This is a genomic window from Paenibacillus sp. ALJ109b, assembly GCF_010747435.1.
Taxonomy (GTDB): Bacteria; Bacillota; Bacilli; order Paenibacillales; family Paenibacillaceae; genus Paenibacillus; species Paenibacillus taichungensis.
Map to the genome: position 1 here is coordinate 156477 of NZ_JAAIFP010000007.1, position 17496 is coordinate 173972.

Annotated in this window: 14 protein-coding genes; 2 read left to right on the forward strand and 12 right to left on the reverse strand. The window is 47.4% G+C overall.

Annotation, left to right across the window (positions count from 1 at the left end):
• The first annotated feature begins 345 nt into the window (after nt 1–345).
• A complete protein-coding gene (locus tag G3352_RS08330; protein ID WP_163755625.1) occupies nt 346–1566 on the forward strand; it encodes a Fic family protein in 1221 nt (406 codons plus the stop codon).
• 74 nt (nt 1567–1640) lie between these two features.
• Here the strand turns inward: G3352_RS08330 and G3352_RS08335 are convergent, their stop codons facing one another.
• Nucleotides 1641–2156: a DUF2179 domain-containing protein gene (locus G3352_RS08335; RefSeq protein ID WP_053782622.1), complete on the reverse strand. Its 516-nt coding sequence runs from the start codon at nt 2154–2156 to the stop codon at nt 1641–1643.
• Nucleotides 2157–2488: 332 nt separating this feature from the next.
• Here G3352_RS08335 and G3352_RS31410 point away from each other — a divergent pair, with 332 nt between their 5' ends.
• Entirely contained in the window at nt 2489–3706 is a 1218-nt protein-coding gene (locus G3352_RS31410) for a Glu/Leu/Phe/Val dehydrogenase family protein (protein ID WP_163755627.1), read from the forward strand.
• A gap of 240 nt (nt 3707–3946) precedes the next feature.
• On the opposite strand, the gene G3352_RS08345 is transcribed toward G3352_RS31410, so the two are convergent.
• From G3352_RS08345 to G3352_RS08395, 11 genes are all read right to left on the reverse strand, one after another.
• A complete protein-coding gene (locus tag G3352_RS08345) occupies nt 3947–5608 on the reverse strand; it encodes a hypothetical protein (protein ID WP_163755629.1) in 1662 nt (553 codons plus the stop codon).
• A gap of 1 nt (nt 5609) precedes the next feature.
• Complete coding sequence (locus tag G3352_RS08350) at nt 5610–6395, reverse strand: ABC transporter ATP-binding protein (protein WP_063568220.1); 786 nt, start codon at nt 6393–6395, stop codon at nt 5610–5612.
• Nucleotides 6396–6797: 402 nt separating this feature from the next.
• Nucleotides 6798–8300 (reverse strand): RICIN domain-containing protein, encoded by a 1503-nt coding sequence (locus tag G3352_RS08355; protein ID WP_163755631.1) that lies wholly within the window; start codon nt 8298–8300, stop codon nt 6798–6800.
• Nucleotides 8301–8588: 288 nt separating this feature from the next.
• Nucleotides 8589–9215: a PepSY domain-containing protein gene (locus tag G3352_RS08360; RefSeq protein ID WP_163755632.1), complete on the reverse strand. Its 627-nt coding sequence runs from the start codon at nt 9213–9215 to the stop codon at nt 8589–8591.
• Between the two features lie 138 nt (nt 9216–9353).
• Nucleotides 9354–10151, reverse strand: a complete 798-nt coding sequence (locus tag G3352_RS08365) for a PepSY domain-containing protein (RefSeq protein WP_163755634.1) — start codon at nt 10149–10151, stop codon at nt 9354–9356.
• Nucleotides 10152–10229: 78 nt separating this feature from the next.
• A complete protein-coding gene (locus G3352_RS08370) occupies nt 10230–11606 on the reverse strand; it encodes a sensor histidine kinase (protein WP_163755636.1) in 1377 nt (458 codons plus the stop codon).
• Nucleotides 11603–12352, reverse strand: a complete 750-nt coding sequence (locus G3352_RS08375; protein WP_163755638.1) for a response regulator transcription factor — start codon at nt 12350–12352, stop codon at nt 11603–11605. Before G3352_RS08375 ends, G3352_RS08370 begins: the two co-directional genes overlap by 4 nt.
• 42 nt (nt 12353–12394) lie before the next feature.
• The gene (locus G3352_RS08380) at nt 12395–13039 is read right to left on the reverse strand and encodes an SDR family oxidoreductase (protein WP_163755640.1); all 645 of its coding nucleotides are present in this window, start codon (nt 13037–13039) and stop codon (nt 12395–12397) included.
• A 294-nt stretch (nt 13040–13333) separates the two neighbouring features.
• Nucleotides 13334–14515, reverse strand: a complete 1182-nt coding sequence (locus G3352_RS08385) for an NAD(P)/FAD-dependent oxidoreductase (RefSeq protein WP_076287362.1) — start codon at nt 14513–14515, stop codon at nt 13334–13336.
• 23 nt (nt 14516–14538) lie between these two features.
• A complete protein-coding gene (locus tag G3352_RS08390) occupies nt 14539–14985 on the reverse strand; it encodes a DUF1641 domain-containing protein (protein WP_024629786.1) in 447 nt (148 codons plus the stop codon).
• A 684-nt stretch (nt 14986–15669) separates the two neighbouring features.
• A complete protein-coding gene (locus G3352_RS08395; protein ID WP_163755642.1) occupies nt 15670–17469 on the reverse strand; it encodes an RNA polymerase sigma factor in 1800 nt (599 codons plus the stop codon).
• Between the last annotated feature and the right edge of the window lie 27 nt (nt 17470–17496).

The window sequence follows — 17496 nt, forward strand, 5'->3', positions numbered from 1 at the left end:
TGGCATCGTACGTACTTAACTTATGTATAGGGCCCTTCTACCATAATTGAACGATTACTTGAGATTTAGTGAGAATATTATCTATTATTCAAGTCTAAACTAAGAATATCCTGGAGGTGTTCATTCAATGTATGTCACTTGCCCTTCCTGTAGTAAAGAAGTCAAAATTAAAAAAAATGGCCACGGCAGATGTTCATGCGGTGCCCACATAAAGGTTATAAATGATAAATAACCACTCCACCTCTTCATTCTATTTATAAAAATAAGCTCATTTTTATAAATAGATATGTACATTTCGCTTTTTATATGTAAAAATCTCTTTAATTATAGAAAAGAGGTGATGGAATGAGGTATATTCAAAAAATTTATCATGAGAAAAGTGCTAGTGAATTTAACACTACATATCAACAAAGATTCAATTATGAGTCAACAGTCCATACGGGACTAAAAATAAAACCAATGAGCCAGCCAAATAATTATGAGCTTTACTATGTTCCCACTAACCACTTGTTAACCCTCGTAAACAATATCCATCTCATATCTCGAGAGTTTCAGAAAACGTTTGAACAGCTCCCTACGGTAGCGCAACACCAATTTATTAATGAGTGCTTGGTAGAAGAACTATACAATACCAATGATTTGGAAGGAGTAAGGAGTTCACGTGAAGAGATCGCAAGAAGCACGAAAGAGATTCAATTAAAAAGAAAATCTAAAAATAGGTTTGACAGTATGATTAAATCTTATTTGGCTCTATTAAACAAGGAAATGAAGTACCCCGTTTCACCCCAAGATATAAGACAAATCTATGATGAAATTACAAATGGTGAGATTGACTCGAGCGAGTTACCCGATGGCGAAATTTTCAGAGAAGAAGCAACCTATATTTATAAAAAATCGGGGAGCGGAAAGATTATTCACCAGGGAATGACACCAGAAAAAGAAGTTTATCGTGCAATAGAACATTTATTAAACTTTATGAACACTCATGACGACATTCCTCTGATTATAAGAGTGGCTGTTGGCCATTATTTCTTTGGTTATATCCATCCATTCTATGACGGTAATGGCAGGAGTTCTCGCTTCATTAGCAGCTTATATTTGATAGAGGTACTTGGTGAGATCGGTACACTGTCTCTATCTAGAGGGTGCAATACGTATAGGAACAAGTATCTAGAGACTTTCGAGATTACAAACAGTATTAAGAGTCGGGGCGAAATGAATTGTTTTATTGAATCCTTCCTTGAAATAATTCTGGAAACGCTTAGCAAAATGAGTGGCGAGTTAAAAGAAAAAATCGAATTACTTAAAATTACTGAGAATAAATTATCTAAAGATTACAGACTCAAAGATAAAGATGCTATATATCGCAATATCATGTTTATCTTGGCCCAAAACCATTTCTTTGTTACAGAAAACGGATTGACCATCAAAGAATTGGCTGAAATTTTAAATAAATCCGAAATGACGATCCGCAAAACAATCAAAGAATTGCTACAAGTGTCTCTTATTGATAAAAACGGTGAGAAACCCGCGTATTATTCAATTAGCCGAAACTACTTTGAATGATAATTTATCTGAAACAACTGATTATATTTACAACTAAAAAAGCAGGACTGCACCTGCTGCAGCCCTGCCACAATTTATCTTTTGATGGAACGTGTCCAGAACCCGCCATGGAACTGTTTGGGCTCAACGGTGATGACAAATGCTTTAGGATCAAGCTCCAGAATCGTCTGATACAGCAGTTTCTGGTTTTTTCGTTTCGCCAAAATCTCCATAACCAGCCGATCTCCATCTCGTCCACTACCAACCCAAGCAGTGACGCCGTATCCTTTATCCCGCAAGGCATTCGCTACATCCCCACCCATCTGGTTACAAATAACCTTAACGGTAACGTAACCGAGTGCAATCTTCTCTTCAATCCAAGCACCCAGCAATACCCCCAGCCCATAACCAACGGCATATACAATTAACGCAGATGGCTGGGTCAGATATTTGAGTACCAGATTCAGACCGAGTACGTAGATCACAATTTCGCCCATACTGATGAGCGCAGCAATATATTTCTGTCCTTTGAGCGTCAGAATCATCCGAAGCGTATAGGCAGATACATACACAATCTGGATCAAAAAGATAAATACCAATATTTTAAACAATCGCAATCCCTCTTTCCTGACTTTCACAACGGAATGGGCCGTTTGTTGCACGCCTTCTTTCCGCTTCCTCTGCATGTCATTTACGCTTCTGTGTATTTACTCTATCTCCATCATTGGACGTTATGCGGTCATTTTAAACGGTGGAACGTAAATCGGACTGCAGTTCCTTGCCGGAACTGCCATTATAGAGCCCTTTCTGCGCATTATCAACCCGGCCTGAGACCCAGGGGCGAAAATCGGCTTGACTGAATATGCTGAACCAACAGCAGGTAGATTGAGGCGTACAGGCAAACAGGTTCGGAAAACGACGGCTACCAAAAGGGGGAACTGTCATGCAGTTGTGGCACGAAATGGAGCGGGAAGGTATGGAAGAACTCATATTTTGCCATGATTCACACAGCGGGCTTAAAGCCGTCATCGCCATCCATAGCACAGTACTGGGTCCCGCACTTGGGGGATGCCGCTGCTGGACGTATGCATCGGAGGAAGAAGCGGTTCGGGATGCCATCAAACTCGCAAAGGGCATGACATACAAGTCGGCAGTCTCCGGTCTGCCTTATGGCGGGGGCAAAGCTGTGGTGTGGGATGTGCCCGCCGAACTGGTCATCCAATCGGGTGATGCCAGCCCAGACAACAATCTGAATCCCAGAAAAGGCAAACAGGATGTCGGACCCCATACGAACATCATTAAAGGCAAGGATACATCGGACGGATTAGATAAGGGTTTAGATACGACATCCAAAAACAACCCGTTAGCTTCCCGGCGTGCCGAAACGTTCCGTTCACTAGGCCGCTATCTGGAACGACTGAACGGACGTTATGTGACAGGCCTGGATTTGGGCACTACGGCGGCAGATATGGACCAGATCCGGCTGGAGACGGTACATGTGACAGATACGACCGGGTCACTTGGCGCGCAAGATGATTTCACAGCCGAGATGACCGCCTACGGTGTATACACTGGCATTGTGACATCGCTCCGTCACCAAGGCATCGACGCCTTGCAGGGCATTTCCGTTGCCGTCCAGGGACTGGGCAAGGTCGGCTATGCCCTGTGCCGTTACCTGCATGCAGCCGGGGCACGGCTGATTGTGGCAGACGTTGTACCCGAACGTGTACAACGTGCTCTTGTGCAGTTCAGCGGCGCCATGTCGGCCGATCCGGCCCATATTCACGCCGCTGACTGCAAGGTGTTCGCCCCCTGTGCCCTAGGGGGCGTATTGACCCCGGCAACGGTGGAGGAGCTGCGCTGCTCCATCGTTGCCGGGGCGGCGAACAACCAGCTCAGCCATCGGGAGCTGGTTGTTCGCGGCATACAGGCGCGCGGCATCCTGTACGCGCCTGACTATGTGCTCAACGCAGGCGGAATCATTAGCACCGCCTACGAGCTGGAGGGCGCAGGGCCCGACCTGATCCGCCAAAAGGTGGCGGGGATTGCGGGCACGCTGTCCAAGGTCTATGCGATAGCAGAGCAATCTGCCTTCTCCACGGCGGATGCAGCCGATCAGCTGGCAGAAGCTGTCCTGCAAAGCAGAAAACCCCATGCTTAACATATACCGATTTTGCATATTTACTAGCGGCTCGTTAATTATTCCAGAAGCGAGATCACTGTTACAGTTCGCCATATCATTTTCTCCATAGTTAAAAATCAGCGCATCACATAAAGAATTAGAAAAAAACGTAAAAAAGCCAATCCGGGTCATCAAGAAAACGGATTGGCTATAATCAACTTTTCTTCACATATACATCTTCTACACTTCACAGGCAACCTCAACCTGCTACCGCCCGCTTTAACCTTCAACCATTACAGAGGCCCGCTTCACCCGATGCAGCATCGTCCAGAACAGCATATTAATCACCACCAGGAGCGCTACATAGATCCAAATGCCTGCTGGTATGGTGCGGATGAATACATGTAGTCCCCATAACAATGCCATGAGTGGAAAGAAGGCAAAGACGAGCCAGCCGTCACTCTGCCCGGCCACACTAAAGGATTGGGAGAACGGCGGTTTTCGCATCAACAGCTTTCCAGACAGCGGGATAAGTGCAGTTGCCACCAAAAATATTACGACCAGATCAGGAAGAATTCTTAACCCAAAGGTCCACACAAATATGATAGCGTTCAATATAAATACGGGTAGAAACATATTGCATAAGAAAGCCTTCAGCGCTCCACTATATAGCACATTCTCGTTGGCCAGAGGGGCTGCCCGGAAGGTCCAAAACGCCTTATATTGCCCGGAATACTTCAGCATGGTCACAACAGACACAATCAGCATGAGCACAATATATAGCGTGTAAAAGAAGGAGCTTTCCCTGAATTCTGCCCACGAAGAACTCTGCAATTGGGTGAACCAGAATACATAGGGTAATACAAAAGATAAACCAACCGAAGGGTATACCTTCAGCTTGAACTCCCTTTCACTTCGCATCATACTGGCAGACAAACGAAAGCACGCCTGCTCTTCTCTCGAACGAGAGAATACCCTCGCCATGATGCGATCCCAATTCCCACGTCTTCGTCCGGAGGCCTGACCTGCGTGTGCCATTTTCTCCAAATACAATTCGAAGGAAGGCATCAGCTTCACGTACACCAACAGACTGACCATTGGAACGATCACAGCAAGCGCCGAGAAAGTATACAGCCAGGCATCTCCCCCGCCACCGAACAGCAGCTCAAAAGCCGCTGCATACCATACAGGAGGCAGCAGTAACTGCCACCAAGCAGGCGTGAACACCATATTAAAGTCGATGATGCTGAACGAACGTATGACCAGCTGATAACCTACGGCAATCCCGATGGAAAGCAGGATTTGCATCATGTTGATCATGTCCTTAAGCTTCTCGCCATCCAGAAACTTCATCATGAATAGATAGATCAGGGACGTGGTCACCAGAATTAACATATTAATCAGCACCAATTCCACCAGAAAAAGCAGAAAAAAGCCGATCCCGTGGGCAATCAATCCGGCTACCAGCGGCGCAGCCGTCAGAGAGCCTGTCAGGAGCAGCAAATAAACCCCTGCGTGAATGGCACGAGCCAAGCCAACAGTGCGTCCATTTACCGGCTTGGTCATGATGATATTACGATCCCGAATATCGAGCAGTACCGAAGAAAAATCGGAGATCATGGAGGTCATGATCATAAACATCAGCATGGCGGTCACTAGACCCATCTGGAGCATAAAGTGTCCCGTATCCCAGACAACAAAAGGAACCATAATCAGCCCCATCAGTGCATACAACCAGAGGGAACGCAGATACAGGTTGCCTTCTTTCTGCTTCTTATTGCCATTACGCGCTGACAATACCGTCGGCACCCTGCGCTGATCCATCTGAAACTTCACCCGTAGAATCAAACGCAGTACATCATAATCCGCCCCTGTTTTGGCGATAATAGGCCGAAAACGGTCCAGAATCTTCAGCGTGCGGAAGTCCGAGGATTCTGCCATATCAATACACCTCCTGCACGATGGACACAAAACGTTCGGCAATTGCCCGATGCTCATTGAAGCCCGTCAGTTGGTTGAATACTTCCTCCAGCGAGCCTTCCATGGATTGCTGCTGAAGCTGCCTGAACGTACCATCCGCCATCACACGTCCTTCGGCAATCAGAACGATTCGGCTGCTGATCTTCTCCACCACATCCATGATGTGTGACGAATAGAATATCGTTGTGCCCTTGGCTGACAGCTGTGTCAAAATCTCTTTTACCACCATCACACTGTTGGCATCCAGTCCACTGAGTGGTTCATCCAGGAACAACAGATCCGGGTCATGCAGCAGCGCGGAGATCAGCAGCACTTTCTGACGCATGCCTTTGGAGAAGGAAGCAATGCGGGAATGATATGATTTTTCCAGTCCAAAACAGTCCATCAACTGCTTCGCCTTATAATCGGCATCTTCATAGGACAACCCGTACAGTTCTCCTATAAAGGTCAGATACTCTGCCGGGGTTAATTGTTCGTATAGCTCCGCGACTTCCGGTACATAACCGATTCTTCGCTTATATTCCGCGTCACCATCCGCGATATCCTTGCCAAAGATGCGGACCGTACCCACATATCCCTCAACCAGTCCGAGCAAAATCTTGACCGTCGTACTTTTACCCGCACCGTTCGGACCGATGTATCCGATCATCTCGCCCCGATTCACTTCCAGATCAATCCCATTGAGCACATAACGCCCGTTATACCGCATACGCAAGCCTTCAATTGACAGTACTTGTTTTTCACTCACTTCGTTATCCAGCCCCTGTCTCAACTATTTCTACAATTCTACTAGTTTACCACAGATTGGATTAAGAGAAAGGGTTAAAGAAAAATTAAAAGACCCTTGCTCTGCACAAAGAAATGCATAACAAAGGTCCAAAATTTATAAATTAGAATACAATTTTTGTTAATTCACCAATTAAGCCTGGTAATTATTATTTTTTTATTTAGTTGAAATTCTTATTAATAAAAGGTAAAACAACACCCCTCCTATCACTCCAAAAAAAGCATATAAATCTATAAAAATATAAGCTATAAACGCGGATGATATCAACGTCACAATAATCCCAGCTCTATTTTTTAATAATAATCTATAAGTTAGATAGCCTAGCAATCCAGAGATTAATGTCGATAACAAAACAATAAATCCTTATTGAACCTTAACAATCTGGAATTGCTGATTCGTACCACCATTATCTGTCCACTGGATTGCAGCTGCCCCGTCTGCCAAGGATTGTCCCGAAATATCAAGCACCTTGCCTGTGCTGCGGTTTTTCAATTTATAATAACCACCGCCCACACTAACCAACTGCCATTGCTGACTGGCCCAGCCACCATCGTTCCACTGTTCAATAACAGCTCCATCTGCAGTAGAGCCATTCTCAACACCGATCAGCTTGCCGCTGGATCGGTTGATGATTCTGACATAACCGCCACCTGCATCCGTGATCTGCCACTGCTGGCTGGTTGTTCCGCCGTCTGCCCGCTGTTCCAGATCGGCACCATTATCCGAAGAACCACCGATGACATTAAGCAATTTATTACTTTTGCGACTAATCAACTGGTACGAAGCATTCGGGTCCCATACGTTAGTGGTATCCACTCCGGTTACGGAACCCGTGGCTGCATCGATGGTAACCGTGCTTGCCCAGTTCATTGCCAGACTGGTTGCACTAGGGAAAGACAACGGTAACCACACATACTTGGAATCCTGCACTGGCCCGCTCCAGGCGCCAGCCCAGCGATCGCCCATGTAGAGATAGGATGTTGTCTGTGAGCCTTCCACTGGAAGCACGTATGCGGATTGGGAGCCATAGGTTGTACTATCTCCAAAGTTGCTCAGGCCGCTCCATGTGCCAGTTATGCTGGTAGCAGTCGCATATTTGGCCTGATTCGGATTCCACCCCGTAGCCCCGGATGTGATCAGGAAGTAGGCCCCACCCTTTTTGAACATGGCAGGTGCCTCACGATATTGACCCGGCCACAGCGTCGTTACAAGCGATTCCACACCGAGAAAATCTGGAGTCAGCTTGTAGATATTCAGGTCAGCATTCACTTTGGTCGCGGAAATAAGATAAGCCGTTCCGTTGTCGTTGTATACCGTCATGTCTCTCGAATCATAGCCAAGCGGCCGATAGCTGCCCACATACGTATAATTGCCATCCACTGTACTTGAGGTCGCTACAGCCACTTTCGCTTCACCGTAGTCAACCCCGTTTTCCTTATGCATCCAAAGGACATACTTGCCTGTTGCACTGTTATAGATGACTTTCGGGCGTTCGATGTTGGAAATGTTCAGCTCGGCAGCCGAGCTGCTGGTGAGCACATCATTGCGATACTCCCAATTTTTCAGATCTGCTGAACGATATACGGAAACCGCCTTGAACGTTCCATTAGGATTGCGGTTCTCTCCAAACCAATAATAGTACCCGTTAGCCTTAATCATCCCGCCCCCATGGGCATGAATGACATTGCCATTCGTATCCTTGAACTGTACCCCATTGGTCACACTGAGTGGAGCAGCGGAAGCCTGTTGTCCTGGAGTGACCAGCATACCTAGCGATTGTAGCGCCAGGATTAGAGCAAGCAGATAACAAAGGCGACGAATGAAGCGATGCGAATTTGTTTTCTTTTCCAACCAATACTCATTCATAGAACAATACACCTCCGCAATTTATTTATAAAGCGCTTACAATAAAATCGATACGTCTCTTCTTCCTCCGATCGATGATGCATTTCATAAATCACCTGTTGCTCAGTCTGGCTCGGCACTCACCTCCTGATTACGATTGTATCCGCGATCCCCCTGCTCGAATAGTGAACAATACGGCGGAACATGTACGATTACACACTAAACTTATGGAGCGAACAGCAAAAAGACGCTTCATCCGAAGCGTCCTCTGTTATACACAAGCCAAATCCCTATAATATACTTTATTTCTTAATCTTCGTCGTCAAAATCCTGATCAAACGAAAGCACTTTGCCTGTATTGGCATCGACGTCTACATCGGCTTCACCGTTTGCTGTTCTCAGTTCCACTTCATAAACATAACGGCCGTTATCATGATCCAGTTCGATTTCGGTTACTTTTCCGCCTGTCACCTGTTTCAGGGCAATGTTCGAAGCTTGTGCTTCTGTCAGTTTAACCTGTTTTGAAGCAGCTTGATTAGAAGAAGTACCTGCCACAGTCCCATTATAATCATCGTCGTCATCGTAATCTTCATCATCGACTACTGCAAGGATTTTACCTGTGTAAGCATCCAAACGAACGACAACATCATTACTACCTTTTTTGTCGATTTCAACTTCATAGAACGTTTGGCCGTTTCTGCGCTCCAGATCCACATCATCCACTTTACCATCAGTTGCTTTCAAGGCTACTTCTTTTGCCTGTGCGACCGTCAGCAATTTACCTGTGTTCTGGGTCTGTGTTACTGATTGTGTAGTGGACGTTTGCGTAGGCTGTACCGATTGTCCGTTTACGCTCCCACTAGCCAGAGCGGCTGATCCTCCGAGCAACACCGCTGCCGACAAGCTGCCAATCCATAGTTTATGTTTGTTCATCATCATCATTCATCTCCTCGTTTTTGTTCTCGTTCTCGTCTACAGTTATAGAATAACCTGTACGAATGAGAGTTCAGCGAGAGTTAGATTAGAATTTGATGAGAAGATGAGCGAGAACCTCACAGAATGGCTTCTATACCTTTAATCTTCGTCATTATCCCAAGTGACCGAGCGAATCGCGCCTGAAATGGCATTCACCTGCACAATGGCCTCACGGCCGTCTTCCAGGTCAATTTCAACCAGATAATACGGATTGCCACTATTCGTTCCACGGAGTTCGATATCATCCACTTCACCAGGAATCCTAGCCAGCGCCTTCTGCTCTGCTTCTTTCTCGCTCAGAAATGAAGTCTTGGTGCCTTCCCCTGTCGTCGGGTCGGGTGAAGAGGATTCTAGCGTCTTTGAAGACTGTTTCTCTCCGGTATACGGATCAATGGTCCATTGCTCCCGATTATTGTCCTTCATCTTAAATGCCGCCAGATACACCGGACTTCCCTGCTGCTCGACGAGTTCAAGCGACACGAGCTCGGCATCCGTTTGTTTCAGCAATTCCGTCTTGATCTGTTCCCGGCTCCATAACGTCTTCTCCTCGGCTTGCGGGTTGGACTCCAGCCGTTTAATGGAATTCACGGTCGCCGTAACCGCATCAACTTGTACGTCATACAGTCCGGTTTCTGAGCGGAGCTGCATGATATAGGTTCCGTCCTTCAACGTGGAATTCACGATTTCTCCCGGATATTGATCCAAGACCGATTGGGCCGCTGCATCTGCTGTTAACATCACGCGGTCTGATTGCCACGGCTTCCACCACATGACTGCTACAACGATAAGGAAAGCCAGGAATCCCGCACCCCACCAAAATGAACGTCTTGGCTCCGCCCATTCTTTGCGTCGTTGTTTTTCCCGTTTCATTTCCGGACGTCCCTCATGCTCTTCCATCATGGTTCCCCCTTACGCACTCTCTTATGATCCGAAATTGTACCGTGTTCACCAGTATATAAGAGAAGAATGAGATTTTCATGAGAGTGACCCGTTCTGTACGGATGTGGGCAAAATAATCGAAGCCTCGGTTCCCCTGCCCTCGGTGCTGTTCAATTCAATACGTGCGCCCACGGCTTCTGCGATATCTTTGGCCAGGGAAAGTCCCAAGCCCGAACCGCTTGCTCCGCCGCTGCGTGTTCTGGCCTGATCTACGCGATAGAAACGGTCAAACACCTTGGACAAATCCTCTTCACGCATGCCGATCCCCTTATCCACAATACGTATCCGACATTCCTGCCCCTTTGCCTCCAGCCGCACTTCAATGGCATCTCCACTATACTTACGAGCATTGTCCAGCAAAATAAAAAGCAGCTGCTTCAGCTTGCTCACATCGCTAATTGCCCATATCCTGCCTGGATCGTCGCAGTGGACTTCCCGATGATAGGCTTCGCGAAATGCACGTGTGGTATCCAGCGCAAGCCGGGTGATATCCACCCGCTCCAGCTGCACATTCCACTGCTCTGGCTGCTTTGCCAGCAATAGCAGCTGCTCGGTCATCTCCCGCATGCGCACGGATTCGGACAGAATGGCTTCTACCGCCTCGTCGAATACTTCGGGTCGATCCTTACCCCTTCGTTGCAGCAAACTGGCATAACTTTCAATGATGGTAAGTGGCGTTTTCAGTTCATGAGAAGCATCGGAAACAAAGCGCTCCTGCCGCTCGAAGTTGGATTCAAGCAGATCCATCATGCGGTTGAACGTCTGCCCCATCGTTTTCAGCTCATCCTTCGATTTTTCTTCGAGCGGAAGCCGCTTGAACTGACCGCTCGACTGGATATCACTCATCGTACGTGTCATCTGCTGGATCGGCCGTGTCATCCGGTTCGCCAGAATACGGCTGGAGATGATGGCCGGAATCAGCGCGATGATGGTCACGGCAACAAGAACCGTACGAAGCACAGACAGGCGATTCTCGGTATCCTCAATGCTCTCGGTGACTTGTAGATTCACCACTTCTCCGTCCGGCCAGATCACTGGAACAGAGACCCAGACATAACCGATTTGCTCAACTTGGGTATACTCGGATTTTTTTTCGCTTTCGTACTTGTAGGATAGCTTGCTCAGCTGCTCCTCAGCGGAGGTCGTCACCGGCGGGGAGCTGGTGCCGTCTTCATTGACGATCCGCAGCATGCCGTCCAGCGGCGCGTAGGCCCGGAGCAAGTCGTCCGGCGGAATGGAGCCGGCAGACTGGCGCACTCCTTTTACAATAGACTCGGCCTCAGCCTCTACCCGCTTGATCTCGTTATCGATCGACATTCGTTCAAACACGATATACACCGACAGGTTGACGGCAATCAGCAGCACGGCGAACAATACGGACGAGTATCCGTAGATTTTGCTTCGTAGGCTCATACTTGCTCCTTCAGGACGTAACCAACACCCCGAACGGTATGTATTAAGGGTGGTGTGAATCCGTTATCGACCTTTTTGCGCACATAACGGATATACACATCCACCACATTGGTATCTCCATAATAATCGTATCCCCAGACGGCCTGAACAATCTGATCCCGGCTCAGCACCTGGCGCTGGTTTTGCAGCAGATACACCAATAGATCGAACTCTCGCGGGGTAAGCTCCATCGATTGGCCATCCCTGGATACCTCACGGGTTCCTTCATTCAGCTTCAATCCACCTGCGGTAAGCCAGCCTGTCTCATTTTCCGCCGTGTGCTCTGATGATTGCGCCGTGTCCCATGGAACCGAAGAGGAAGAAGGGGCAGTAGCCGATGCAGCACTCAGGCGCAGTGCAGCACGCACTCTCGCGAGCAGTTCTTCAATCTGGAACGGTTTTGTAATGTAATCGTTAGCTCCGAGATCGAGTCCCGAGACTTTGTCTTCCACAGAGTTTTTGGCTGTGAGCATCAGAATGGGCACGGTCGCATCTTTGGCACGTATCCGCCGCAGCACTTCAATGCCACTCAGACCCGGCAGCATAATATCCAGCAGAATCAGATCCCATTGCCCGTCCCCATACATCTCCAGCCCTTCCGTTCCGCTGCCTGCCTTGCCTACCTGATATCCCTCATACTGTAATTCCAGTTCAAGCAGGCGTGCAATTTTGGGCTCATCTTCGATCACCAGCACGGCTTCATTCATGCAGAGCTCCCCCTCATTCCGTCATTCCATTCTCCCGTTATATTACAATTTACCAAAGGCATCCTCAACCAATTCATCCCCGGCGATCAGATCAAAAGCCATTCGATACGTCTTCTCCTCCTGGAGGGAAGCAGCGATGACACGAGCCACATCTTCACGTGGAATACTTCCCGGTTTCAGATTTGTTCCTACAGAGATTTTGCCGGTGCCCGGTTCATTTTTCAAACCACCAGGACGGATAATGGTGTAATTCAGATCACTTGCGAACAACGCCCGATCGGCATAATGCTTCGCCACGTAATACGGTTTAATGGCGTCCGACCATTTCTCCCGTTGATCTGCGCCAAACGCACTGACCAAAATATATCTGGTAATTCCCTGCTGCTGTGCAGCCTCCATTGTTTTCACTGCACCATCGAGATCAATGAGCAATGTTTTGTCTTCGCCCGTAGATCCACCGGAACCCGCTGTAAATACAATGGCATTGTGATCTTTCATTGCCTCGGCTAGATCATCCACGCTGCCTTCCAAATCGCCAATTACGACATTGGCACCAAGCTGCTTCAGTGCATCTGCCTGCTCCGGTTTGCGAATCATCGCGGTGACCTGATGTTTCCCTTCCTGCGCCAGTTGCTGCACCAGAAATTTGCCGATTTGTCCATTCGCTCCAATTACTAATACGTTCATATGTCATTCTCCTCTCGGTTTTCCTTTTTATAAGCTAGCTTTTATAAAACAGACTTGTCTTTAATTTAAACGAAAGCCGACGCTTCTAAGCGCCGGCTGCTATGTATTACTACCGTTCAGCGCATCTGGCAAGATGCGGATAACACGTCTTTCCTTTAATATACCATACACCCTATACGGTTATACTTCCGCATTCACTTCATGGAACTTAGCCCCTATGCCAAACGGATGCTGGTTAAAAATAAAAAAAGGCACCCCAAGTGGGGTGCCTTTCTGCTGCATGGCATACAGGTATTAGTAAGCCAGTGCAAACAAACCGTGAATATGAGCAAGGTAACGGATGTTACTTGCTTCTTTCATCATGGTTGCTGGCAGACCTTTCAGACGAGTCTGGTTGCCACCGATCATGCCGACAGCATCCTTACGACCCAGACTTCCCAGTGTACCGGAGAATACTGGTGTGAAGGATTCCATTGCGCCACCTTTGAACATTACGCCCAAGTTGTGACCAATGGTTTCACCCATTTGCCAAGCCAATTGTGCTGTTGGAGGGTATGGACGAGCGCCTTCGCTAGGGAAGACCACTGCGCTGTCACCAGCAACAAACACGTCTTTATGAGATGTGGATTGCAGTACTTCCGTAACTTTCGCACGGCCACGATCCACTTCAATTCCGCTGTTGGCAACAACTGCATTACCTTGAACGCCACCTGTCCATACGAGTGTGTTCGTAGGGATCGAGCTTCCGTCTTTCAGCAGAACTTCATTTTCTTTCATTTCGGTAATCGCTACGCCAACGATGAAGTTAACGCCACGTTTTTCCAGACTCGATTTTGCACGCTCAACCAGTTCTGGCGGGAATCCTGCCAGGATGGAAGGACCTGCTTCAACCGTGTACAGGGAAACTTCTTTGAAGTCGATACCTTTTTCTTGGCATACAGCCGGAAGAAGGTCAGCGAATTCACCAACAAGCTCGATACCTGTCAAACCACCGCCACCGATAACAAACGTAGCGTCTGCTTTGTTGCCGGATTGTTTGTAAGCATCCAAACGAGCTTCCACGTGTGCACGAATGCGGTTAGCATCGCTAACGGATTTCAGCGTGAAGCTGTACTCCTGCAATCCCGGAATTCCGAAGAATGCCGTTTCACTGCCCAAGGCAACAACGAGTGCATCGTAAGAGTAAGTAGAACCGCTGGTCATGAGAACTTTTTTCTCGTCCGGCTTGATTGTATCCACCGTATCGATTTTCAAGTTCACATTTTTACCACTCAGCAATTTTTCGAGTGGAAGGGCAACTGCTTTTTCAGCAATGCTTCCTGCTGCAAGACGGTGCAGTTCCGTAATAATTTGGTGCGTAGGGTAACGGTTCACGACTGTAATAGTCGCTTCTTCCGGTGTCAGGTATTGACGCGCAGTCAGCGCAGTCAACAGACCACCGTAACCTCCGCCCAAGATCAAAATTTGCTTCGACATATCCATCCTCCGTTCTTCTAATCTTAACGTTGCTGTTGTTGACGCTCGTTCAGGATGCTCAGGAATGATTGAGCAAAACGCAGCGTTTGTTGTACGTTTGGATCTTTAAGCATTTTGAGCATAGCGAACAAACCAACCGAAGTTTGCTCGGCTTGCGCACGATCACTTGCTTCGATGGCAGCAGAAGCTACACCCTTAGCTTTGTCTACAACAGGTTTAGCAAACTCGCCCATTGCGCTCATTGTGTCGCTGATCAGAACTTTGTCTGTAGCTACGCTTTGTGCAAAGTCATAAGCTTTGGTCATTGCAGTGACCATTTCAGCCAGTTTAGGCAGGTTCTCCACCAGAACGGTCAGAGACTCCTGTACCTCAGGCTTCATCAGTTGATCCAGTACGTCCAAGGACTGGCGTTGGGAAACGTCGGCACCTTCTGTAACCGGCACCTCTTGTTGAGTAGGCGATTGTGACATAAGAGAAAGTCCTCCTTTACTTTGGGATAGAAGTCCGCGACTTTCATGATGCCTGTCAAGCAGAGCCGAACCACAAATACATCCAATACAACTAAATGTACCAAATTTCACACAATAGAATGAGCATAGCCCAAGGGCCGTTCCCACATCGTGTATTGTATCTTGGGTCTATTGCGGACAACATGTGTTGACGCAAAACGACAAGCAGGCCGAAACCGAACTCTATACCCCTATATTACACCTCTTACACATGAACATGAAAAAGAAATTTTTTACACTTGTGAAGATATTGTGAACATTGTAACAAAATCGATTTTTTTGTCAAGCATTGCGGTCGGATTAAAATCGATTATTCTCCTGTCCCAGATCCGTAATCCTACCACATGTGGTATGAAGACAAGATCACATATGACCATATGTGCGATATGTACACAAGGAAGGATTTTTTCAACTGAATTTTTCAGGAATTGTTTTCCAAAACCATGAATTTCATGCAACGAAATTGGTCACTGTCGTTATTATGCAGCTAGGGGTGCAGCCTTATTCCTGAAATGACATCATTTCTTGTTCAAGTATGAACCTATCCGGGTATGAAAGCAAAAAAGTCAGAAAGAACGCCTGACGGATCGTCCTGCCTTCTGATATTTCTTTCACTGTTTGCCTGATCTGATCGTTACATGTAGGTCACACCATAACAATTTCTGGGGAATGCTGATCCATTTCTTCAAGCAACGCTTTTATTACAATGACAGCAGCCCGCTCCAATTCCTCCACCTCCAGAAGTATCGAGATAGCCTGATCGGCATGAAGCTTCTCATTAGGCAGTCCTCCATCTGGAAAAGGAAAACACTGCTTGAGCATATTTAACCTTTGGGACATGTTTCGATATAACTCTTCCGCCTGAAGACAGAATGGAATCAAGCTGGAATAGCGGGGAGTCGAAGCCCACTTTACAGAAAGTTCTTTGAAAAACTCACTTGCATAACGTCTTGCATCCCACAAAACCGCAATGTTATAGGCATGACCGTTCGGCTCTACCCGTCTATATTCTAGGGCTTCTCTCCAGACCGCATAAGCAGCAAGACCACTGACTGTGTTCGGCAAGGTATACGGGTCCTCCCCACGATAATGAGCCAAAACAGCTGTCAGTGCTGCGCGCAGGTCCATTTCTCGTATCATGCCATCTGATTCCGCTGCCAGTACAAATACTTCCTGATTCACACCCCGCCCTACATGATCATAGGGAATTGTTCCTGATTTAATGAAATCTGTGCCGTATAGTATCCGGGCTGTATCATCATAGCCATAGATCAATCCGAATTCGGGAATATTGAGGTCCCATACTACGGCCGGAATTCCCCGATGAATGGAGTAACGAATTAGGGAGAGGGCACGAACTAACCTTGGATTTAGCAACCTTTTCCCCTTCGCTTTCTCCTCTAGCATCGAAGGATCGACCAGATTGGCATTGAGCCCCGCTTCGCTCGCCAAAGCCTCAACCGCATGGGAACGATAGCCCATATGTTGCAATCCTCTGGTAAGCACCTCTTTGAAGTTATAGGCGGTGGGTCCAGCGATATGTATGTCCTGAGGCAGGATGGTCAGACGAAAAGAAAGTCCGCTCATCCCCATAACCATGGGGAGAGATGGAGATGAACCGATATAACCTAACATCTCGTGAATGGATGCTGCTGCCGAGTTCCAGGTGTGGGGAGTCCGAAACGAAAGGGGCTCCTCCAAAATCAATCGATTTTGTCCGATTGAATGCCACTCTGCCAGCATTTCTTCTACGGATAAATGAATATGAAGCTGCGACACTTTTTTACGTGAACGGGACAGAATTTGATACACATTGGCACTCGTCAGATTGAATTTGCAGGCAATTTCCTGCGGTGACAGCTGCTCCATCCAATACGATGCAAAGACCTGTTGCTCTCTCTCATTCAGACAACCCAGCAGCTTGTGGAGATTGTTCCTCATTTCCTGCTGAGCAACAGCTTGATATGGATCATAGCCTGTTTCCTGCGATCTCCGATCGGTGTCATTCAAAAGATGGTTCAGCGTCATGTCGAGCGAGTCTTGATCGCTCCACGAGGCACCATCGGCTCCAAATCTAAATGCAAAGTACGAAGAAAAGTGTTGTTCCCGCTGCTGCTCTCGGCGTTGCATATGTGAATACGCCTGATTACGCACAATGCGCTGCATCCAGGCCATAAAACGGTCAGCATTCTGAAGCTGTCTCATATGAATGAACGCACGAATAAGCCCATCCTGTAAAATGTCTTCTGCGAGATAAGAATCATGCGTAAGTGCTCGCACATAACGGAACAATTGCCCCCGGTAACGGTGAATCAACTCACCAAAGGCCTCTGTATCCCCAGTTTGGGCTCGTTGGATAAGCGCGATGTCCGACTCCTTTTGCCGACTTTCAAATGTCTCATCTTCCTCTAGCCTGATATGGCGATTGTCAGCTAATTCATCCATGTGTATCTCCCTTTCTTATAGCCTTGC